The sequence below is a fragment of the Paenibacillus sp. FSL H7-0323 genome (assembly GCF_038002725.1).
GTDB lineage: Bacteria > Bacillota > Bacilli > Paenibacillales > Paenibacillaceae > Paenibacillus_AQ > Paenibacillus_AQ odorifer.
In genome coordinates this window covers 2,831,137-2,852,951 of sequence record NZ_JBBODB010000001.1, presented here as the reverse complement: position 1 = coordinate 2,852,951, position 21,815 = coordinate 2,831,137, and the positions used below count along the sequence as shown (strand labels likewise).

Here is a 21,815-nt window from a genome sequence, read left to right as displayed (position 1 = left end):
CATTTTATTTCATCGTTCTTGTAATCATTTTCATTCAGAAGGTTGGAATTTAAAGTAACTTAATCAGCTCTTCTAGCTCGTCAACCATACCTTTCGCAAGTTCAAAATTATTGTCTTTTAAAGCTAATTCTATTTTCATTTCAACTGCTTTTTTATTTTGTTCATTTTCTAAATAATCTTTATCAAAATGACTGGCATAAATCATCTTTCTGAATTTTCGCATACTCATTTTTCTAATCGTCTTCTCGTCAATGATTAGTACATAATCCATCCCATTTACTACAGAATAGAAATCATGAGAAATCATGAGAATCGCACCTTTATAGTCTTCAATGGCTTTCTCCAGTGCGATTTGTGTATAGGTGTCTAAATGGCTTGTCGGTTCATCAAGAAGCAATAAGTTTGCTTTGCTAGCAGAAACTTTTGCCAATTGCAGTATATTTTTTTCGCCACCAGATAAAGATTCTATCTTTTGAGTAAGAATTTCTCCTTCAAAGCCATAGTTTGAAAGATGTGCTCTAATCTCGTCATAAGTTGCAAACCCGGCATCGATGAAGTCTTCTAGTATGGTATTAGAATTCTTTAGTACTTCGTCTTGAAGCTGAGAAAGATAAGCCACTTTAATATCAGCATTTATTTCAATTGAATCATGATTATTTTTAAAGATATCTCGGAGTAAAGTCGTTTTCCCGGTACCGTTTGGACCGATAAGGGCTACTTTATCTGTAGGTTTCATCTCAAAGTTAACATTTTCTAAAATCAACTCATCAAAGGAAACACTATAATTATTCACATTTAAAACAGTGATGTCTTCTTCAAATTCATTGTCCACACCAAAACTGATTTTTGGTTGCTTAATATCAACGAATGGCGCTTTAATTTTTCGCGCTTCCAATCTTTCTTGAAACTTAACCCTAGCTTTTAACGCTCTCCCTCTAGATGCTTCTGAATTATAGGTTGCGATCGCTCTAAGATTATCAATAATGTTATCGTATCTCTCTATTTCTTCTTGTTCAGCGACTGCGATTTCTTGTAACTCAATTTTCGTCTGAAGTAATGAGAAGTTATACTCAATATATCGCCCATCGAACTCTTGGATCTCCATGTTTTCAAGGTGTATAATTTTGTTAAAACAATGATTCAATAGATAACGGTTATGCGTAACAACTAGCAATATTCCTTTGTGAGCATTAATCAGATTTTTAAGTGCATTTAGGTTTTCAAAATCTAAAAATACATCGGGCTCATCCATAATCATTAAGTCTGGACTAGTCAGCATTTCCTTCATCACTTGAATAAGCTTGAATTCCCCACCACTTAGGTCGGATACCCTAACATCTTTTAGCTTCAAGAGGTTGGCTAAATTTAGTTTCTTATTAATATTGCTTTCAAAATCATTTCCATCCATTAAATCAAAGGCATCTAGAGCTAATTGATACTTTTCGAGTAATGAATCAATATCTGATGATGTTTCCATTTCAGTGAGAATCGCTGTTATTTCATTTTGTATCTTAATAAATTCTTCTCCTATATATTCAAAAACGGTTGTTTCTTTAGATTTGTCTAGTTGCGAAAACTGACTTACATATCCAATTTTGCAGGTGGGGTCCATCTCTAGCTTGCCTTCGAACAAATATTTTTCTGGATCCATCAGTATATCGATCAGTGTACTTTTACCACTGCCGCTTGTTCCTATAAAAGCGCAATGTTGTGCTTCTTCAAGCGTAAATGAAATGTTTTTATATAGTTCTTTTTGCGGGAATGCGAAGGATAAGTTATCAACTTTTATCATAGTGTTACCTTTCTTAACTAAAAATAGTGACTATTATAAGATGTATTGAAGAGTACAGATTTTGAGTTTACCGTTGATAGAGTAACACTGTTTACAAGCAACTTCAATCATTTCGCATTAAAGGTATCAAAATCATCTGATAATACAATCTTACAGACTAATAAATTATGGTCATAAAACCTATAAATACCTAATGGCTACAACTCGGAATTTATTGCCTTGGTAGAAGATAAGCTGCGGAAAATATTCCATTTAATGTTATAGTGGAGTTAGTAGGGTAAATCCTTTGTTATTTTAGATACGTACATGCTTGAATTTATTAAGGAGAATCATAGCTACAGATGTAAATAATCTAAGTGTAATATTTAATTATGGAGGGAATATGAAATTTTATTTGAGATATGTAATACTATCTTTTTGTGTATTCTTCTTTTTGTCAGGATGTAGCTGGAATGCAATCAATGAAAAAGAATTAGATCAATTTATCGAAAGTGAAAATTTGGATTATGTATCTATACAAAAGCTAAACGACGAGGAATATTACATTTTTAGCTTGCCCTATATTTATATTTATCGTAGTGCTTCTGACTATACTAAATCTACGGCTATGATACGAGATGAGATAGCTATGGGTGGTTTAGAGAAAGGTTCAATTGGCCTTGTAATTAATAATACGCCAGTTTTAAAAGATGCTAAAACATTTTCAGTGGTGATTGACAGTAAGACTCGTGAGTATGAATATACAGGTGGAAAATATCTAATTATAAAAGATAGTAGGATTTGGAATCCGACTGCTCAATTAAAAATTATTTTCTCAAATGATAAAAACGAAACAATATTTGAATCAGATTATTAAAGAAGATTTATTGGTGTTTACTACTATTTACATATTCTTATTTTGCTGATTTTCTATTACATGAGTATCACTTGAAAATACATATAAGAACCTTCTTTGCGTATAACCTTCATGCGTACTCAACAAAGTAATTACGTAGATTATGATGATACTTATCTTCAAAGTTAAATTGGTAAACAAATAAGGAGAACTCTTTATGACAATCCCATCAGGAATAACACGTGAACACGTAATCAGTGGTAAAATATTCCTTGGCTATCTTTGTTTATGTTTATAAGAACAAGAGTCATATAAAGTGAATTTGAAAGTGGGAGAATAGTTTATGGATTTAAAGAAAATTAATTCTTTAACAAAGTACCCAAGCATTCTTACATATCATCAATTAGGTGAACGAGGTCGGTTAAATGATGTTTTAACGGAGTCAAGAGGCTTCGCAGAATTAGACGATGTTTTTGTTTACGAAAAAGTAGATGGTGAAAATTCAAGGATCATTTTATTAAAAAATGATGATAACGAAGTTGATTATCTAATTGGTTCCAGAGAAGAATTGTTATATGCAAAAGGAGATAGAATTGGTAATCCTTATGGGAACATTGCGGAATTTCTTAAGCCGTTAGCAGAAAAAGTAATTGCAGATATCCTTCCTGAGGGTGACTGGGCATTAACCGTAATTTATCAGGAATCTTATGGAGGGAAAACTAAAGCATCCAAGAACTATTCTGACAGAAAAACTCAAGGGTATCGTGTATTTGATGTGTTCTCCTTGAATAAGGATAAATTATATAGACTTCTTGAGTTATCGCAGGAGAAAATTGCGGTGTGGCGTGATCACGGAAATCAACCATTTTATGATGAAATTGAGAAGAAAAGATTTATTGAAAGTATTGATTTGCAGTCTGCACCACTTCTTGAAACCATAAAGGGTTCCGAGTTTCCAACTTCTCTTGAGAGTACATATTCTTATTTAAAAAGATTCGAAAACACGCAAGTAGGCATCGACGCATCAGGCAAATCAGAAGGAATCATTGTTAGAACAACGGATCGTAAACAAATTAGAAAAATACGGTTTGAAGATTATGAAAGAACGTTTAGAAAGTAATAGTTGGAATTATTATCAATGCTGATATTTTCAGAATTTAGCATAAGGTTCCTTAAGAGATGGCGGTTGTGAACAGCCCTCAAAATACTGCTTATTCATTGGTCCAAAACCAATAAATATGCGGTATTTTTTTGTGCAGTTTTGAACTCCAACTAGATAAATCCCTATCGGCTATAACTAATACCATGTCCTTGCCATTCGCAAAACCTCCCCACTTCACAAAACATACACCCATTTGGCAAATAATGTTTGACATGTGAGGAATGTCACTGATAAGATGATGTAAATTAAACCTAGTTGAATAATCGGATAAGGTTCTTCAGAGGATTTCATTATTTTTTTACTCTGAATACCTATTAAATACATAAGTATAGTTTAGTTTAAATTTATCGGAAAGGGTGAATGGAGTGTCGGAGGAAACACTGGTTATCGAACATTTGAATAAAGTATTCGCCGCGCCTGCAGGTGATGTTATCGCATTAAGCAATATTCAGCTGAAGGTGAAAAAAGGCGAGTTGATTACGATTATAGGTCCCAGCGGCTGCGGAAAAAGTACCTTGCTAAAAATTGTGGCAGGATTGGATACGGGCTATAGCGGCGCGGTTCTACTGAATGGCAAACAGATCGACGGTCCGAGTATTGAGAAGGGATTTATTTTTCAAGAACCAAGACTTTTTCCGTGGTTGACGGTGGAGCATAATATTGCAGCAAATTTATCGCTTAAAAATCCAGAGGTTCGCAAAAAAGTAGATGAATTGATTGAACTTGTACGATTAAAGGGTTTTGAGAAATCCTATCCACGTGAGCTGTCAGGCGGGATGGCCCAACGAGTATCTATTGCTAGGGCGTTGCTCCGTAATCCGGATGTATTATTGCTCGATGAACCTTTTGGCGCACTAGACGCTTTTACTAGATCACATCTGCAAGAGGTACTTCTTGATATTTGGCAGAGCAATAAGACGACTATGTTATTTGTGACTCATGATCTGGATGAAGCTGTATTCCTGGGTGAGCGGGTAGTCATTATGAATCCCCGACCTGGGCATATTCGCAATATTCTTCCCATCGATTTACCGTTTCCGCGAAAAAGATCCAGTACTTCTTTCCAAGAATTACGTCGACTGGTTCTGAGTGAGTTTGAGAAAGTAGAAGAACCGGCAATCGATGTTGGAGCTGGTATCTAGATAAAGAGAGTCCATTTTTTATAAAAAGGGGAGAGATGATCCATGAAATTATTTCGTAATTCACTACTTCTTATGCTTGTTTTGACTGTATTTGCAACAGGCTGCGCTTCGAATGAAAAGAGTGCGGGAAAGAACGACGCCAACAAATATGAAGGTGTGACCATTAAGATTGGCGTGCAGGGCAGCGGGGGGATGTTTGGTAAAGCCCGTGAGGAAAAATGGTATGAGCAAGAATTTGATAAGCTGGGCGTAAAAGTAGAATGGACGGAATTTCAAAGTGGACCCCCAATGACAGAGGCGATCGCTTCTAATAAGTTGGACATAGCGACTCTTGGTAACATGCCGGTGATCGCAGCCCAAGCTGCGGGCATTCCTATTAAGATTATCTCACAAGTATTAGAAGGTACGAATAACGTTGCTCTTCTTGTACCTGGTAGTAGTACTGCTCAGAAACTGGAGGATCTGAAAGGCAAGAAGATAGCTGTTACAAAAGGCAGCAATGCTTACAACTTCCTTTATCGCGGTATTGAGGAATCAGGTCTTAAAGAAGCAGATTTTGAGATTATCCAGCTACAGCCTGATGAAGCACAACCTGCATTTGAAACCGGTGGCGTTGATGCATGGGCTACATGGGATCCGTATATTACTCTTAACGCATTGACCGGTAAAGGGAAGGTTTTGACGGATGGTGAGCAATTGGGTGTCTTATCTCCTTCTTTTGTGATCTCCCGTTCAGCGTTCGCAGAGAAATATCCAGAACTAGTTACGCTTTATTTAAAAGTAACCAACAAAGCTATAGCTTGGGAGACAGATAATCGCGCTGAAGCGACTGAAAGATATGCAGCTGAGCGGAACATTCCGGCAGCGGTAATCGAAGGTACGTTTGAACGTTCCCAGATGATCAACATTCCAATTAGCGATGCTGTTGTTGAAGAATTGCAGAAGACAGCCGATTTTCAATTTAATATTAAGAACATCCGTAAAGAGATTGAAGTTTCTAAAATAACAGACAATCAATATATTGAAGCAGCACTGAAGGAACCTTTGAAGTAACGGATGAAACCACAGATGTAGAAAAGAGGTTGTTTACATGCAATTCAGTGCTGAAAAAGCTGTGATCTCGCCACTAATTCATAAGAAGAATCCAGTAAAGAAGCGCGGACTTTCCATCCAAACGACGAATGTATTGCTTGGACTTATCTTACCAATTGCTTTACTCCTGATTTGGGAGATAGCCGGAGCGATGGGAAAGTTAAATCCTATATTGCTGCCAAGGCCAAGTGAAATATGGCGGGAACTGGTTAGCTTGACCGCGTCCGGTGAGCTGGCGAAACATTTAGGCATATCTGCTTGGCGGGCACTGCTTGGTTTCTTAATTGGGGGAGGGCTTGGCTTAGCGGCTGGTTTGTGGGTAGGCTTTTCATACAAAACAGAACGTTTGCTGGATCCGTCGCTGCAAATGCTGCGCACGCTACCCCATTTAGCAATCGCTCCACTATTTATTTTGTGGTTCGGATTCGGTGAAACCTCAAAAATATTGTTGATTGCCAAAGGTTCATTTTTCCCATTATACGTGAACACATTTCTAGGGATCCGTTCGGTGGACAACAAGTTGTTTGATGTTGGGAGAGTACTGCAATTCAGTAAATGGCAGATGGTGAGTAAGTTAATTATTCCAGCCTCACTGCCCAACATCTTTTTAGGTATCCGTTTGTCTGTGGGCATAGCTTGGCTTGGACTTGTCGTAGCGGAGATGATGGGCTCTAGCTCAGGTGTTGGCTATCTAATCAATGACGCGCGATCGTTTTCTTTGACCACAGTGGTATTTGTTGGGATCATCGTGTTTGCTGTAGTAGGTAAACTGTCAGATTCATTAGTGAAGCTGTTGGAATCGAGATTGCTAAGATGGCAGGACAGTTATAGAGGAGATAAAGGATCATGAGCAATCACCTATCCAGTAATAAAATAGAGCGTCACGACGATGGTTTAAGCTGGATTCCAAAAAAACTGCATGGTTGGATTGTACCTCTAGCTCTAGTGGTGATTTGGGAAGTGGCAGCTGCGCTCCATCTAGTCTCTGCGACGACATTGCCTGCTCCATCTACGATTATTGCGCAGTTCTTTTCTTTAATAGCTAGCGGTGAGCTGTTTCGACATCTGGGGATTAGCGCCTATCGGGCAGGGCTTGGCTTTTTATTGGGATCTGCTACTGGACTGCTGCTTGGCTTATCTACAGGACTTGGGAAGTTGGTAGAGCGTACACTGGATCCATCTTTACAGATGCTTCGAACGATTCCATTACTTGCCCTTATTCCGTTATTCATTTTGTGGTTTGGTGTAGGTGAATTTTCTAAAATACTAATGATTTCATTAGGTGCTTTTTTTCCAGTTTATCTGAACACTTTCCTAGGAATTCGTAATGTTGATATCAAGCTTGTTGAAGTATCCCGTATTTTCCAATATACAAGATGGCAGCTGCTTAGCAAAATGATTATTCCGGCTGCAATGCCTAATATTCTACTTGGTATTCGCTTATCACTTGGTGCATCGTGGCTTGTACTCGTCGTAGCGGAGATGATGGGAACAAGTGCGGGGATAGGCTATATGATTCAGGATGCCAGAGCTTATTCGCAAACAGATATAGTATTCGTTGGAATTTCAATCTTTGCAGTGATAGGAAAACTTTCGGATTCCGCAATTCGATTGCTGGAGAGAAGATGGCTGCATTGGCGTGATACATTCAAAGGTTAACGAACTCTAGAATTCGAAAGGCAGGGTCATTATGGGAACCAGAAAAGATCAGCTACATTTAGGTGCATTTATTTATTATTCAGGACATCATCATTATGGCTGGCGTCATCCGGAATCGGGAGCGGATAAGATCTTCAATTATAAATTTTATCGCGAATTGGCAAAAACCGCCGAGCGTGGGAAGTTCGATATGATGTTTTTGGCGGATTTGTTGTATGTGATGGGTGCGGATCAAGCAGCTTCGGGTATGCTGGACCCATTGACGCTGTTGTCAGCCCTTTCGACAGAAACAGAAAAACTCGGATTAACGGCTACCGTATCGACCACGTATAACGAACCTTATAATGTGGCTCGCAAATTTGCTTCTTTAGATCATATTAGTGAAGGCCGAGCGGGTTGGAATATTGTCACCTCCCAGCTTGATGTGGAAGCTTATAACTATGGGAAGCCAGAGCATCCAGAGCACGGACTTCGGTATAAAATGGCACGTGAATTTGTTGAGGTGGCAACGCTTCTCTGGGACAGCTGGGAGGATGACTCTTTAATCGTCAACCGCGAAAAGGGACAATTTGCTGACGCGAAGAAGATCAAAGAAGTGGAATACAAAGGGGAGTGGTATTCTACAAAAGGAACCCTCAATGTTCCTCGCTCACCTCAAGGGTATCCTGTACTTATTCAAGCCGGATCTTCTGGTCCAGGACAAGATTTTGCAGCTAGTTTTGGAGAGGTGATCTTTACGGCACAGCAGTCGCTTGAAGCGGCTAAGGCCTTCTATGAAAGCGTCAATTCCAAATTAGCAGATTATGGCCGTGAACGTGGTAGCTTAAAAATTATGCCGGGCTTGTCTCCGATCATTGGAGCGACCGAAGAGGAAGCCCAAAGTAAATATAAAGAACTGCAGGAGTTGATTCCTCCTGCCGCTGTTGTTGGTATGTTGTCTGGCATGTTGAGGTTTGACCTGTCCGAATACCCAGTAGATGGACAGCTGCCTGAGATTCCTGATCCAGTAGAAGCATCAAATGGAATGAAAAGCCGGGTTCAGCTGATTATGGATATGGCTCGTAAGGACAAATTATCGATATTAGAGTTAGGCCGCCGTTTGCTTGGTGCACGCGGACATATGCAGTTTGTTGGAACCTATGAACAATTGGCAGATTTAATGCAATTGTGGTTCGAAGAGTACGGCTGCGATGGATTTAATATTATGCCACCAGTACTGCCGGGCAACTTGGATGAATTCGTGGATCATGTTGTGCCCATCTTGCAAGCACGCGGCTTGTTCCGTACTGAGTATACGGGGAGTACCCTTCGTGAACATCTAGGATTGGAGCGTCCGGATATCCATCATTTCCAGAATCGTAGAGTGGCTGAAGTAGGGGCTGGTAAATAAGGTTGGATTCACTCCTTTATCGGTTTTTGAAGAACCAATAGAGGAGTGTTTTTGTTATAATAGAATAATCTGAATAGTAAAAAATCATTCTATAAATGCCACATTTTAAATGTCTACCGCCCTACAATAAGGTTTATATATGGTAAATATTGTGATAGACTTAAATAGTATTAGAGCACAACTACAGTGTTTGCAGCTGCATTGGTATACTGGTCTAAACCATACCAAAGACGGATATGCTTAAACCAAGCAATAAAATGCTTGGGAGGTGTCATTCTAAAATGTGTGAGAAGGAGGAGGAAAATGGTATGAGTCTTGTACAAAAGAAAAAAAATATCCCTAACTCATTGTCTGAACATCCTAACTTCAAATCGAAAGTACCGCGTTTGAATGTAGTTGATGGAAAGGCTAAAATTGACTCTGATAACCGTCTCCAACAAAAATGGTTTGAGGAATTCAAGAAGTAATAGATGAATCTAAAAGCCGGGCAAGTTTTTTGGTATGAAGTAGATTATCCAAAAACAGGAGAAACCGAAATAAGACCAGTCGCAATAGTGGAAATTATTGATGGATTACCAATTTTTGTTGTTTTCGTTGCATTGACCCACTCTAAAATAAAAGATTTTGAAGGAAAGTATGATAAGTGGAAAATTCCATTATTTAAAGGAAGAGACTGCGGATTAGGGGAAAGTTCATTTGCAAAAGTGAATTGCGTAGCCCAAGCGGAGGCCTCCTCCTTTAATTCATCTGATTACATCGGTCAACTAAACCCAATCGATTTAAAGAACGTTAAGAAAAAATTAATGGAATTCCTCGATTCAGGGGATGGATTTTGGTAAATTATACATAATTTTTTGAAGAACACTTCTTCAACGAAGTGTTTTTTTGTACCATAAAGCTGGAGGATACTGTTCACTAGATAAGGACGTCATGAAGAAATGAGGTTCGATATGATAAATGTTTATCTTGATGACTTACGAGACTGTCCAGAAGGGTTTACCTTGGCAAGAACATTTGAAGACGCTGTTAAACTTTTCGAAAATAATGAAGTGAACATCCTTACGCTTGATCATGATTTAGGTGAAGACGCCGAGGGAATTGAACTAAAGAACGGGTATGATTTTGTGAAATACTTTTGTGAGCATGGTTTAAGGGCGAATAAGATTTATCATCATACGGATAATCCTGTAGGCAGAAGGAATATGTACGAGACCTTATTGGCAGCTCAACGCAGAGGTTTTATAAAGAAGGATATAGAAATTTACTATTATCCCATAACAGTCAATAAGTATAGTGGAGATTGATGGGACTAAGAGATGTGTTAATCTTTACATAACTTTATACCAAAAAGCGAGGCGTAAGGAAATGAATGCAGCAGAGTTTCAACAGTATGTTAAGGAGTTCAGTGAAATCAAAGGGTTTGATACCAGCACCATTGAGCAGAGAACGCTGTACTTAATGACTGAGGTTGGGGAGTTGTCCAAAGAGGTTTTGTCGGTATCTTTTCATCCAGATGCGGAGCGGAAAGAAAACTTGGGATACGAGATGTACGATGTGGTGTGGAATATTTTTGATCTGGCCAATAAACTTGGTATTGATCTGGAGCAGGCGTTTAAACGTAAGCTGGAGATTAATGAACAGAGGACTTGGGAGTAGGGTGTATCTATTGAATACTTTTAAAAAAATCCAAGGACCTCCCTCGAGGGAAGCCTTGGATTTTTTTCACCCTAAACTTTATTTAAATGAAGCATAACCTTCATCAGCCATTACAACACTACCGTTAATTGCACTAGCTTCTGGTAAGGAGAGCAAGTATACAGTGTCTGCAACTTGTTCAGGTAATGTTAGTTTGTTACCCATTACTTTGCTCTTCATTTGGTCAACCATTCCTTGATCTTTATATCCTTGGATAATTGGCGTATCTACAGCGCCTGGAGCAACGGCAAGCACGCGGATGCCATGAACCGAAAGTTCAAGTGCTGCGGATTTAGTCATCATAATGACCGCACCTTTAGAAGCGTGATATGCGAATGTACCTGGGGAAGCTAGGAATCCAAATACAGAAGCTGTATTGATGATCACACCTTTGATGCCGAGCTCACGCATTTTTTTACCAGCAGCGATAATCCCATGGGCTACACCATGCTGATTGACATTAATGACACTGTGATAATCCTTAAGGTCTTGGTCTAGTACAGGAGTGACGCGGCCGATTCCGGCATTGTTGAACATAACGTCAATTCTTCCATAAGTATCTACAGTTTTTTGAACCAGCGCTTCGACATCTTCATATTTGGAAACATCTGTTTTGACGAAAATTGCTTCGCCACCCTCTTTAATAATTTGTGCTACCGTTTCTTCACCTAATTGTTGATTGAAATCGGCAACGACAACTTGATCACCTTTACTTGCAAATTTAATGGCGGTTTGTTTCCCGATTCCACTGGCTCCACCTGTTATTACGGCTACTCTTTTGTCTGTCATTTGAGTTTCCTCCTCAAGAAATATAGTTATACTAGAAATGAAAGTTGATATAGTAAAATTGGTTACTTACTAACTTATTTACATTGTAACACTTGTCTAAATTAATTAAAATTTAAGTAAATTTAATAGTTATTAAGTAAAGATTAACTTAAGGGGTGATTCAAATGAATTTGGAGCAATGCGAGAATATTGTAGAAGTCGCAAAGATTGGTTCTTTAACCAAAGCAGCTCAGAATCGTCATATCACTCTATCCGCAATGAGTCAGTCCATTACCATGCTGGAGGCTGAGCTGGGAGTTACTTTGTTCATCCGTTCGCGCGGGCAAAAGGCGGTTCCCACAGCAGAAGGAAATACCATTATTAGCAAAGCAAATGAAGTCCTGATGAAAGTAAATGAATTAAAAGAAGAGGCACAGATTTACAGCGATACGTTAAGTGGTCATTTGAAAATTGCTACGATACCTGGACCCATGCATCTGATGGTGAAGGTAATCTCTAGTTTTAAGGCAGATTTTCCAAATGTGAAAATAGAGATTTTTGAAAAAGGACCCAAAGAAATTCTGGATAATGTACTTCAGGATGAAATGGACATTGGACTTATGGTCTCACCGGAGGGAATGCCTGACACATATAAGGGGGTTAAGTTTGAACGGTTAATGGAAGGAAAAATTGTAGTTGGTGTACATCCACAGTCACCGCTAGCCCTGAATTCAATCCTTACACCGGATCAGTTAGTGGGGCAGACGTTAGTTTTATACGATGATCCTTACATTAAGGACTATGTAGAGCGATATTTATCTGGCTATGGGCCGATCAATTTGCTTTTTGTAAGTAACAACACACGGGCGATTGAGAATGCAGTTGCAGAAGGACTGGCCATCACAATTGGTCTGGATTATTCGTTTCTTAAAATATCAGAGATGACTTCTGCCTTCATGAAAACCATCGAGTTACGATCACCAGATACCCGTGCGAAATATTCAGGAGCTATTGTCTCTGCTTCAAAACAGACCTCCCAGACCGCCCGAAGATTTATCAACAGGCTAAAGCATGAATTTGATGAAATGATTAGACGAAGTTAACAGTATGCCTTGGTAAATTTTATCTAACCTTTACGCTTCCTAGTTAATATTAACCCTATGATGTTGTCCAAGCTCAGATCGATATTAGGACAGCCAAGTGGGGAGGATGTCAACACAGTGAGAAGGTATCTAAGGCAAATTAATGTTGTTGTTATCTTTGTTTTGTTGATTTCGTTGTTACAACCGGGGGCAATTGTTCGCGCTTCGATCTCTGATTTACCAGCAACAGACTACGGAACCGTTATTGATGTTCGCCAAACAGAGCTTGCACCTGGGGCGATGTATACCTGGATGGATCTCCAGAATGAACGTGGTTTACAAAAGATACATGCAGTGGAGTTCAACCCGCAACAAGGAAATTTGGAGCTGCGGGCAGGTACGAAGGATGGAAAGGTATACGGTATGAAAGGCGTTACAGAAATGGCCACGTATGCGGATTCACCTGAAAACCGAGTGATCGCAGGAATCAATGGTGATTTCTATGAAATCTCCGGTTTTGCTACGGGTGTTCCTAATGGGTTATTTATGGATGAGGGTGTAATTCTGAACAGTTCGATTTCAGCTTTTACTTTCGGTTTAAAAGAAGATGGCAGCTCGATTTATGGGGTGCCGAAGCTGACCAAAAACGTGACGATAAATGGAAAAACAACCAATCTGACCAGCATCAACCGATACCGAAATACAAATGAGCTGGTTCTTTATACGGAAGATTATAATACAACTACAAAGTCAACCAATGAGGGTGACGAGGTTGTTCTAGATATTGTCGAGGGAGAAGTGAAAAGCGGCCAGACCTTGAAGCTGAAGGTATCTGAAATCCGCAACAATCAAGGCAATACGCCGCTTTCCCAAGGAAAAGTGGTTTTATCTGCCCAGGGTACGTCCCGTGCTGTTCTGCAAGGGTTATCTGTTGGCGATAACGTTACTGCCAGCTTTGCGCTCAGCGGAGAATGGAATGATGTGAAGGTAGCTATTGGCGGCGAGGGGCCGCTGGTAAAAGACGGAGTAGTTCAACAAGGTGTAGGGCCTTTAGGCATTCATCCGCGGACAGCCATTGGGACAAAAGCGGATGGAAGTCTCGTTTTATTCGAAGTGGATGGAAGATCGCCAGGTTTTAGTGAGGGCGTAGATACCGATGAGCTTGGCAACATTCTGAAGGATATGGGTGTAATGAACGCCATGAATCTGGATGGTGGCGGTTCTTCTACTTTTGTGGCCAGAATGCCGGGTACATCTGGTGTCCGAATGATGAATCAGGGCTCAGATGGTTACGAGCGTAAAACCGGTAACGGTTTATTGCTTGTCAATACAGCCCCTGAGCAACCTTCGGCTTCTAAGCTGGTTGTGCAGCCGAATACGGAACGTATTTTGCAAGGCTCCAGCTTTATATTCAAAGCGGCAGGAGTGGACGAGAACGGCCATCCGGCGCCTTATTCGGGTACGCTGAATTGGCAGGTGGACGCTAACCTTGGTACTGTCGATGCGAACGGAGTCTTCACCGGAGGAATCACTGCCGGCACAGGAAATGTAATTGTAGAGGCTGGGGCAGTCAAAGGCAGTGTTGAAATTGAGGTTGTAGATAAGCTTACAGAGCTTAGGTTTCCTGATGAGATCAAAACTTATTCTTCAGGTGCTGCTGCACAATTAACTGTGAAGGCGCTACGTAATAGACAAGTGATTCAAGCTGACAACCCTAGCTTCGAATGGCGGGTTGAGGGCGAGATCGGAACCGTGGACGAGAAGGGTCTGTTTCAGGCGACGAGTGAGAACGGGAAAAACGGAAAGATTTATGCTAAATACAGGGACGTTGAGACCTCTTTTGAAGTAAATGTGGGGTTACCGCCTGTAATGCTGGAGGATTTTGAGAATGGCATTGATAAATATATAGCCTCTAGTGCAGCAGCTAACAGCGTGGCGATTCTGGAAGTGTCTGATCTGGATTTTGTCCGCAACGGGGACAAAGCCTTGAAGCTGGAATATGATTTTGTTAATAAAACAGGCACATCCGGTGCTTATTTAGCCGCAAGCTCAACCGCCAATCGGATTCAGATTCCGGGGTATCCTGAGAAGATCAGTATGTGGATCTACGGAGATGGCAAAAAGCACTGGCTGCGGGGACAGATTCGGGATGGCAATAATGCGGCAGTGCCAGTGGATTTTACTGATCAGGTAAATGGTGTGAACTGGACGGGGTGGAAATACGTCGAAGTATCCGTTCCTAAGGGGAAAACCACCCCGTTAACGATGGATATGCCTGTCCGCTATATGGAGACAAGCAATCTTAACAAGAGTGCGGGAGCTATTTACGTTGATGATATTCGTGCCATTTATGGCCCGCTAGAGGAGGACAGAACACCTCCTATTCTTAAAGATGCATATCCCGGCGTGAACGAAATTGTCAAAACAGCTACACCGACCCTTTCCGTCAATGGTGAGGATGATGGTTATGATCCAGTAGTGCATCCGGGAACGACCTTAATCGATCCTGACAAAACACGAGTATATGTGGACGATCAATTAGTGGAGCATGGCTTTTATCCTCCAAAAGGTCAGATCACTTATAAACCAAAGGTTCCACTTACAGAAGGCCGTCATAAAGTAAAAGTTGCCATCCGCGATTTGAGCGGTAACCAGACGATAAAAGAATGGTATTTTACAGTAAATTTGGGCTCTCCGTTCTATTTGTACAAAACACCAGAAGTAGTATATGCCGGCAACACTTACACTTTGGACGTAACGGCAGAGAAAGCGAACAAGCTGAAGGAAGGACATCTTACGTTTGCTTTTAATCCGGCTGCAGTTAAAGATTTGCAGGTAATTCGGGGGAATATGTTATCAGAAACACAAGTGGAGTCCATCATTGATCCGGTATTGGGCACTGTGCGTCTTAACTTAACGAATATCAATTCTTCCAATCTGGGAGATACGGATCTCATCGGGCAAATTCAATATACAGTTCGAAATGATTTTGTGGGTCCCTACACTCAGGAGCAGTTGGCTGGAGATATTAGCAAAGCTTTTGTAATTGAAAATACATCCGGATCGGTAACTTCTACAGAGGGTACTGGGGTTCCTATTTCTTTTATTGGAGCAGCTGTTGAATCTGTTGTGAAGACACAGTTGATGCTCACTTGGAACCATTATGATCTTGCGAAGGGCTTTGATGCATCTTTTGCGGTAAAAGATCTGAATGGAAGTGTCGTTGAAGGAGCAAAGCTGCTGTTCGATGGAGTGGAGGTACAAGGTGTTGCTTCAGGGGCAAGTGGAATACTAACTACTGACTTTGTCACTTCAGCAGAAGGAACTTTTAAATTGCAGGCGGTAAAAGGAAATACCTATAGTCCTGTAATGACGTTCAAGGTTGCTCCATATGACGCTACTGCAGCTCCGCGTAATGTTAATGTTACGATGGGCCAAGATGCAGCAACTTCTCGCCAGTTTACTTGGCAGACAGAACCGTTGACCATGGATACTGTAGTAGAACTTGTGAAAAAAGCGGAGTTTACAAGCTTTCAAGCTGCGAATGTAATAAAAATTACCGGGCGCAGTTCAATTTACAACACCAACAATGACGGAACGATGCGAGTTCATAAAGCGGAGGCCACTGCGCTTACCCCCGGAACGGAATATGTATATCGTGTGGGTGATGGCGAGTCAAATGTAAGTGAGCAAGGAGCTTTTGTTACAAGTGGTGGTGAGGACACTTCTACAAAATTCCTGTTTATCGGAGATTCCCAAGCAGATTCTAAGGCTGGTTTTGGTCTTTGGGGAGATACGATTGAAGCGGCTTACGCGTATATGCCGGATGCGGAAATGCTGGTTCATGCTGGAGATATGGTGGATAAGGGCTTTGAACAAGAGCAGTGGAACTGGTGGTTTGATGCAGCTCAAAAGCAGCTGATGAATACCACACTTGTTCCGATTATCGGGAACCATGAAGTGATGGGAACCAATGGAGATGGGGATTATCTGGCGCAATTCAATAACCCGCAAAACGGTGCGGCGAGCGTAAAAGGTACGAATTATTCTTTTGATATTAAGGATACGCACTTTGTGGTTATGAATACAGAGCATTCAGGTAGTCCGTTCACTGAACAGGCCGAGTGGTTGGATCAGGATCTTTCCGCTACAGATAAAAAGTGGAAGGTGATTTTTTTCCATCAAGGACCGTACGGCAGCATCTATTCGAATGAGCAGGTACAAGCGAAGTGGGTTCCGGTCTTTGATAAGCACAACGTAGATTTGGTCATGAACGGTCATGATCATATCTATTTGCGAACTTTTCCGATGAAGGAGGGTAAACAGGTTGCAGAAGGCGAAGGCACTCGGTATGTTATCGGCGGTTCCTCGGGTCCTAAGTTCTATGCGCTGACACCACGTTTTTGGCAGGAAAAAATATATGACGAAGATGAGCAAATCTATACGGCTGTTGAGATTGAGAAGAACGAGATTACGGTTACCGCAAGAACAGTAGACGGGGTTGAGATTGACCGTTTAGTAATCGGCAAATTGGTTCCGGAATCCATTACGCTGGACCAAACTGCTGTAGAGCTTGAGCCTGGGGCTAGCCTGCAATTGCAAGCTAAGGTGGGGCCGGATGAGGCTAATCATCTGACAAAGCTTTGGACCATCGTTCCTGATCCGGCAGAATCAGTTGTTACTGTAAATGAAAATGGCTTGGTTACTGCATTGAAGCCAGGGACAGCTAAGATAAGAGTCACAGTGGCAGGTTACCCGAATATTTTTGCTGAAAGTACGATAACTGTAGATGCGCTGCAAGCAATTAAGCTTCAGGGAAAGAGACAGCTTAAACCGGAAGAAGTCGACCAATCTGTAACAGAAGCTGTCTACGCATCTGGGAAACGTACCGCAATATTAGATGGACTTCATTATTCCAGCTTGAATGAACATATTGCTACGATCAATGATCAGGGTTTAGTTCAGGCTCATCAGGAAGGCTCCACTGTGATTTCAGTAACCTATAGGGAGTTCGCCTCGGAGTATAACCTTGTCGTAACAAATGATGAGACACCTATTCTTACAGAAATAACGATGAATGGGCCAGATTCGCTGGAACAAGGAAGTAAAGGCTCCGTTGTTGTTCAGGCGGTATACAGTGACGGCAGCAAGCAAGAATTGTTCGAGGGAGTAATCTTTGATACATCTGATCATTCCATTGCAATGATTAGTGAGGCTGGAGAACTTCATGCTTTGAGTGCTGGTACAACAAAAGTCAGCGCTGTTTATAACGGTTTGAGCACTGAATATATTCTGATAGTGACTGAGGGCTCGCCGGGTACGACACCAAGCCCAGAGCCAACACCAAGCGCAGAGCCGACACCGACACCAACACCAACACCAACACCGACACCGACACCGACACCAACACCAACACCAACACCAACACCAACACCAACACCGACACCAATACCAAGTCCAGAGCCAACATCAACGCCGGGTGCTTGGGTGCCGGGACCTGAGGTGACACCAATGCCAACCGCTACACCAACTCCGTTGGCATCAGCACAAACGGGCGTAGTCACCATAACGGCTTCTCAACTGTCAGAGAGCAAGAATGCTCAAGGTGAAGTTGTGGTTTCTGTTAATGGGGCGATTACGGAATTACTTTTGCCAGGCAATGCAGCAGAGCTGCTTGGACGCGCACCGCTTAGAGTGGTTATGCAGGATTTATCCGTTACGATTCCTGCTACAGTACTGGCAGAACTAAGTAAGCTAATCTCAGCTGAGGCTCTTGCCAAGAGTACGATTTCGCTACGGCTGAAACCTGTAGCTGATAATACAGCAGTGGATCTGTTGGCTCGTGCAAGTGCACTTGCGGGTGCACAATTGCGGGCGAAAAGTGATCTGCGGGAATGGTCGCTTAGCATATTCACACAAAATGATCAGTCCTTCTCGTTAAGACAGTTTGCAGAGCCGATTATGATTTCATATAAGGTCGGTGCAGATGTAGATCGAAGCTTATTCGGTATTTATTTTATCGAAGACGTGGGTAAATTAGAGTATATGAGCAGTACATGGACGAATGGTTATCTATCTGCTGCCGTCAGTCATTTTAGTAAATACATTGTTTTAGAAGTTGATAAAACATTCAAAGATTTGAAGTCCGATCACTGGGCTTACCTTGCTGTGAAGCAGCTTGCGGCAAAACAACTTGTACAAGGTGTTGCTGTTGACCAATTTGATCCGAACCGTGCGGTTACACGGGCGGAGTTCACAGCGATGTTAGTTCGTGCGCTTGGCTTGAAAGGTCAAGCGGAACCTGCTTTCGCTGATGTACCTGCAGATAAATGGTATGCAGAAGCAGTAGGGTTAGCCAAACAAGCAGGAGTGATTAACGGCCAGACTGCTTCACAGTTTGAACCGGAGGCGAAGATTTCCCGCCAGGAGATGGCTGCAATGCTGGCTCGTGCATATGCTTACGCGAAGAGTAATGTATCTGTAGCTAGCCGTAACATTTCGGCATTCAACGATATTGGTTATGCTCCACAGTGGGCTCAAGAGGCAATCAGCGAAGTGTACAGACTTGGTCTGATGCAAGGACGGGCTGAAGGACAATTTGCACCGAACCAAAACGGAACACGTGCTGAAAGTGCACAGACGATCCTCAACCTGCTGAGTGTTATGGAGTAATGATTGTGGCCAGTCTCAGGTTGATGGGGACTGGCTGTTTTTTTGATAATTGGATTAGTTGGATATGTGCAGGGTACGCACGCATGTACACAGAGGGGGAAAGCGAATTAAAAGTAAAAACAGGTGGTGAGACACAAAGGATTGGAGAAGGGGAAATGTAGAACGGAAAGTTAAGGCAGGCTCGCTGAGGCAGGCTAAAGTACGCTTGCTGAGGTACGCTAAAGCTAAAGTACGCCAACAGCGATGCACACTTGGTAAGTTCGGCTCGGACGAGCTACTTTTATCAAGAAAGTTTGTTTTAACAGATAGCCTCGATGGTTTGGGATCGTAACGGACTGTATTGCCGCTATTTTAACTTTTTGGTCCATTTTTCCAAATTTTCGGACTCCATAGCTCTTATTGTCATACTTTTGCCCGGAATCGTAATATATTTTAATGAATAGCTGCATCTGAGTCCGATAGATGAGCAGAATGGCTGAAATCAGCTTGATAAGGTCTCCTCGGTCCGATGAGGTAGAAATGAGTGAGTTAGTTGAGTCAGGTGAGCCAAGTGGAGCTAGGTGAGTCAGGTGAGCTAGTTGAGCTAGTTGAGCTAGGTAAGCAAGGTGAGCTAGGTGAGCTAGGTGAGCTAGTTGAGCTAGGTAAGCAAGGTGAGCTAGGTGAGTTAGTTGAGTCAGGTGAGTAAAGTGAGCTAGTTGAGCCAAGTGTGCCAAGTGAGCCAGGTGAGTAAAGTGAGCAGAAAGCGGAAGGTAAGACCAAGAAGATGGATGGGGCTTAAGCAGAAAGTAAAACTGAGGTGAGTAATGAGCATATTCCAAATCCTTACAGAAGAGCGCTGAGTCTTTTTCCAGTATTTTGTAAAGATAGGGTTATATTGGGCGTGGAATACTGGGAATTACTCTTCAGAGGCAAGTAAAAACAAGGAATAATTGTTATTAGCCAACACAAATTGTTATGTTGTGTTATGATAGTAGGGAGGTGACTCCCATGAATGATTTTGAGAACTATCCCGATGAGCTGGGTAATTTCATTCGGCACATCAGAAAGACGAGAGGGTTAACCTTAAGAGGACTGGAAGAAAAGAGCGGTATAAGTTACTCACAGCTTAGCAAAATCGAACGTGGAGAGAGCATTCCGCTTAAAGACAATCTGGACAAGATCATTGAAGCGCTTGGAACGGATCTGAAGAATCGGATGTACCATTTGGCAGATTATATGCCAGATATTGAATATATCAAGACCTTGAAGCAAGGATATGAGCTGCCACAGCTCAAACAGTCTCAAGATTACATCTACGAGACAGCCTTTAACAAGCTTAAGGAATTCAGAGCGAAGGAAGGGAAAGAAACATCGTACGTTTCCTTTGATTCGAATGAAGTTATAGTTTACGAAACGGAATATGGGGCAGGAATGGTAATAGAGAAGATTGAGAAATACAATCTGACCGATGTCCTGAACGATAAGTTTGAGGGTAACCTCGACTCCTTAAGAAAGAGCCCCCGTAAAGGGCGTCAAGCCTTTCTATTTGGCGAGTGGCTACGGGAGTGCGTTTATGAACTGAAGGAAGAGGAACAGGATCAGGTCATACAAGCACTTAAAGAATTTACTCAGTTTAAAGTACAACAAATAAAGGGTGCTTATAAATAATGTATGCCTTTTGCTAATGATCTCAAAAATGAATGAATGTTGCCCTTTCTTGCAGCCATCTATTCATCTTGATCCATAAACTAACAACTAAAAATGGTTTGACAGAAAAGGGGATATTAATAATGAAAATTAACATGAAGTTTACCAGCAAGGGCAAAGTCGCTATAGAGAATTTTAATAACGAGGAATTGCTGGAGATCTTCGCACGTTACATCAAGACATTATCCAAAAAGTATGACATCGAAGTTGATGTTCCTCTTGAAGCGAATCAAAACATTGTTGGTGATGGTGCGGTAATCGCAACTGCAAAAAATGTGAAATGTGATGTTGAAACTTTCTTTAAAGAATTGGGCAGAGATATTAAGGTTCCCTTGAAGAAAAGACTCGGCGGCAAATTGGAAAATGTTTTCAAAACAGAAATTACAGAATAGAGCATTATTTTTATCTCAGATTAACCATCATATGTGCATATAAAAAAGGTAGGGCCGCGGAGGCTCTACCTTTTTTATGTTAATGTAGTTGACTTAAGGCGACCTAAGGAGCTTATTGTTGGTTGAAGCTGAAGAAAAATGTCTACCATGCGTCAGTGTGAATTTAATGGGGAAGGGGATGTTATATATTTTCAGAATCTATGAGATTTCTACTTCTCATGATCTCTTTAATAATTTCAATGAAATCCGGTAACGCATGGGCATCAATCGCTAGCTCATAGATTCTTAGTAAATCCTCGTCAGATATAGATTCCAGAGATGAGGGCCGTGGAGAGGGATGAAAATAGTAATTCATTATGATCCTCCATCATTAATTGTTTTTTATTATAGGTTTATCTATATGGTATCATTTGGAATAGGATCCGTCTCCTGTCATTCATCCTACGAA

19 protein-coding genes are annotated in these 21,815 nt (G+C 41.3%); 16 read left to right on the top strand and 3 right to left on the bottom strand.

Annotated elements, in window-relative coordinates; translation table 11 throughout:
• Positions 1–49 precede the first annotated feature (49 nt).
• Positions 50–1,792 carry an ABC-F family ATP-binding cassette domain-containing protein gene (locus MHH89_RS13025; RefSeq protein ID WP_341087262.1) on the bottom strand — a complete coding sequence of 581 codons (1,743 nt, stop codon included), beginning with the start codon at positions 1,790–1,792 and terminating at the stop codon, positions 50–52.
• A 382-nt stretch (positions 1,793–2,174) separates the two neighbouring features.
• Here MHH89_RS13025 and MHH89_RS13020 point away from each other — a divergent pair, with 382 nt between their 5' ends.
• The 11 genes from MHH89_RS13020 to MHH89_RS12970 all read left to right on the top strand — a co-directional run bounded on the left by MHH89_RS13020 (position 2,175) and on the right by MHH89_RS12970 (position 10,728).
• Positions 2,175–2,648: a hypothetical protein gene (locus MHH89_RS13020; RefSeq protein ID WP_076278393.1), complete on the top strand. Its 474-nt coding sequence runs from the start codon at positions 2,175–2,177 to the stop codon at positions 2,646–2,648.
• Positions 2,649–2,970: 322 nt separating this feature from the next.
• On the top strand, positions 2,971–3,747 hold the full coding sequence (locus MHH89_RS13015) for an RNA ligase family protein (protein ID WP_076278392.1): 777 nt from the start codon (positions 2,971–2,973) through the stop codon (positions 3,745–3,747).
• A 407-nt stretch (positions 3,748–4,154) separates the two neighbouring features.
• Positions 4,155–4,931 (top strand): ABC transporter ATP-binding protein, encoded by a 777-nt coding sequence (locus MHH89_RS13010; protein WP_076278391.1) that lies wholly within the window; start codon positions 4,155–4,157, stop codon positions 4,929–4,931.
• A gap of 42 nt (positions 4,932–4,973) precedes the next feature.
• A complete protein-coding gene (locus MHH89_RS13005; RefSeq protein WP_076278390.1) occupies positions 4,974–5,984 on the top strand; it encodes an aliphatic sulfonate ABC transporter substrate-binding protein in 1,011 nt (336 codons plus the stop codon).
• A gap of 37 nt (positions 5,985–6,021) precedes the next feature.
• Positions 6,022–6,873 carry an ABC transporter permease gene (locus MHH89_RS13000; protein ID WP_076129473.1) on the top strand — a complete coding sequence of 284 codons (852 nt, stop codon included), beginning with the start codon at positions 6,022–6,024 and terminating at the stop codon, positions 6,871–6,873.
• On the top strand, positions 6,870–7,682 hold the full coding sequence (locus MHH89_RS12995; protein WP_076129474.1) for an ABC transporter permease: 813 nt from the start codon (positions 6,870–6,872) through the stop codon (positions 7,680–7,682). The genes MHH89_RS13000 and MHH89_RS12995 overlap by 4 nt, the downstream gene beginning before the upstream one ends.
• 31 nt (positions 7,683–7,713) lie before the next feature.
• Entirely contained in the window at positions 7,714–9,072 is a 1,359-nt protein-coding gene (locus MHH89_RS12990; RefSeq protein ID WP_076278389.1) for an LLM class flavin-dependent oxidoreductase, read from the top strand.
• A 308-nt stretch (positions 9,073–9,380) separates the two neighbouring features.
• A complete protein-coding gene (locus MHH89_RS12985) occupies positions 9,381–9,539 on the top strand; it encodes a hypothetical protein (protein ID WP_175618933.1) in 159 nt (52 codons plus the stop codon).
• 3 nt (positions 9,540–9,542) lie between these two features.
• Entirely contained in the window at positions 9,543–9,911 is a 369-nt protein-coding gene (locus tag MHH89_RS12980) for a type II toxin-antitoxin system PemK/MazF family toxin (protein ID WP_076129476.1), read from the top strand.
• A 111-nt stretch (positions 9,912–10,022) separates the two neighbouring features.
• Positions 10,023–10,376 carry a cyclic-phosphate processing receiver domain-containing protein gene (locus tag MHH89_RS12975; RefSeq protein ID WP_175618934.1) on the top strand — a complete coding sequence of 118 codons (354 nt, stop codon included), beginning with the start codon at positions 10,023–10,025 and terminating at the stop codon, positions 10,374–10,376.
• A gap of 61 nt (positions 10,377–10,437) precedes the next feature.
• The gene (locus MHH89_RS12970; RefSeq protein ID WP_076281397.1) at positions 10,438–10,728 is read left to right on the top strand and encodes a MazG nucleotide pyrophosphohydrolase domain-containing protein; all 291 of its coding nucleotides are present in this window, start codon (positions 10,438–10,440) and stop codon (positions 10,726–10,728) included.
• 78 nt (positions 10,729–10,806) lie between these two features.
• Here the strand turns inward: MHH89_RS12970 and MHH89_RS12965 are convergent, their stop codons facing one another.
• Positions 10,807–11,556, bottom strand: a complete 750-nt coding sequence (locus MHH89_RS12965) for an SDR family NAD(P)-dependent oxidoreductase (RefSeq protein WP_076129478.1) — start codon at positions 11,554–11,556, stop codon at positions 10,807–10,809.
• A gap of 164 nt (positions 11,557–11,720) precedes the next feature.
• Between MHH89_RS12965 and MHH89_RS12960 the strand changes: the two genes are divergently transcribed.
• The 5 genes from MHH89_RS12960 (at position 11,721) to MHH89_RS12940 (ending at position 21,367) form a co-directional block, all read left to right on the top strand.
• Positions 11,721–12,638: a LysR family transcriptional regulator gene (locus tag MHH89_RS12960; protein ID WP_076281398.1), complete on the top strand. Its 918-nt coding sequence runs from the start codon at positions 11,721–11,723 to the stop codon at positions 12,636–12,638.
• Positions 12,639–12,755: 117 nt separating this feature from the next.
• The gene (locus tag MHH89_RS12955; protein ID WP_341087255.1) at positions 12,756–19,289 is read left to right on the top strand and encodes a phosphodiester glycosidase family protein; all 6,534 of its coding nucleotides are present in this window, start codon (positions 12,756–12,758) and stop codon (positions 19,287–19,289) included.
• Between the two features lie 532 nt (positions 19,290–19,821).
• Complete coding sequence (locus tag MHH89_RS12950) at positions 19,822–19,974, top strand: hypothetical protein (protein ID WP_341087254.1); 153 nt, start codon at positions 19,822–19,824, stop codon at positions 19,972–19,974.
• Between the two features lie 302 nt (positions 19,975–20,276).
• A complete protein-coding gene (locus tag MHH89_RS12945; protein ID WP_036676012.1) occupies positions 20,277–20,936 on the top strand; it encodes a helix-turn-helix domain-containing protein in 660 nt (219 codons plus the stop codon).
• A gap of 122 nt (positions 20,937–21,058) precedes the next feature.
• On the top strand, positions 21,059–21,367 hold the full coding sequence (locus MHH89_RS12940; protein ID WP_036676014.1) for a hypothetical protein: 309 nt from the start codon (positions 21,059–21,061) through the stop codon (positions 21,365–21,367).
• Between the two features lie 181 nt (positions 21,368–21,548).
• Here the strand turns inward: MHH89_RS12940 and sda are convergent, their stop codons facing one another.
• Positions 21,549–21,722 (bottom strand): sporulation histidine kinase inhibitor Sda, encoded by a 174-nt coding sequence (gene sda / locus MHH89_RS31335; RefSeq protein WP_081383395.1) that lies wholly within the window; start codon positions 21,720–21,722, stop codon positions 21,549–21,551.
• Positions 21,723–21,815: the final 93 nt, after the last annotated feature.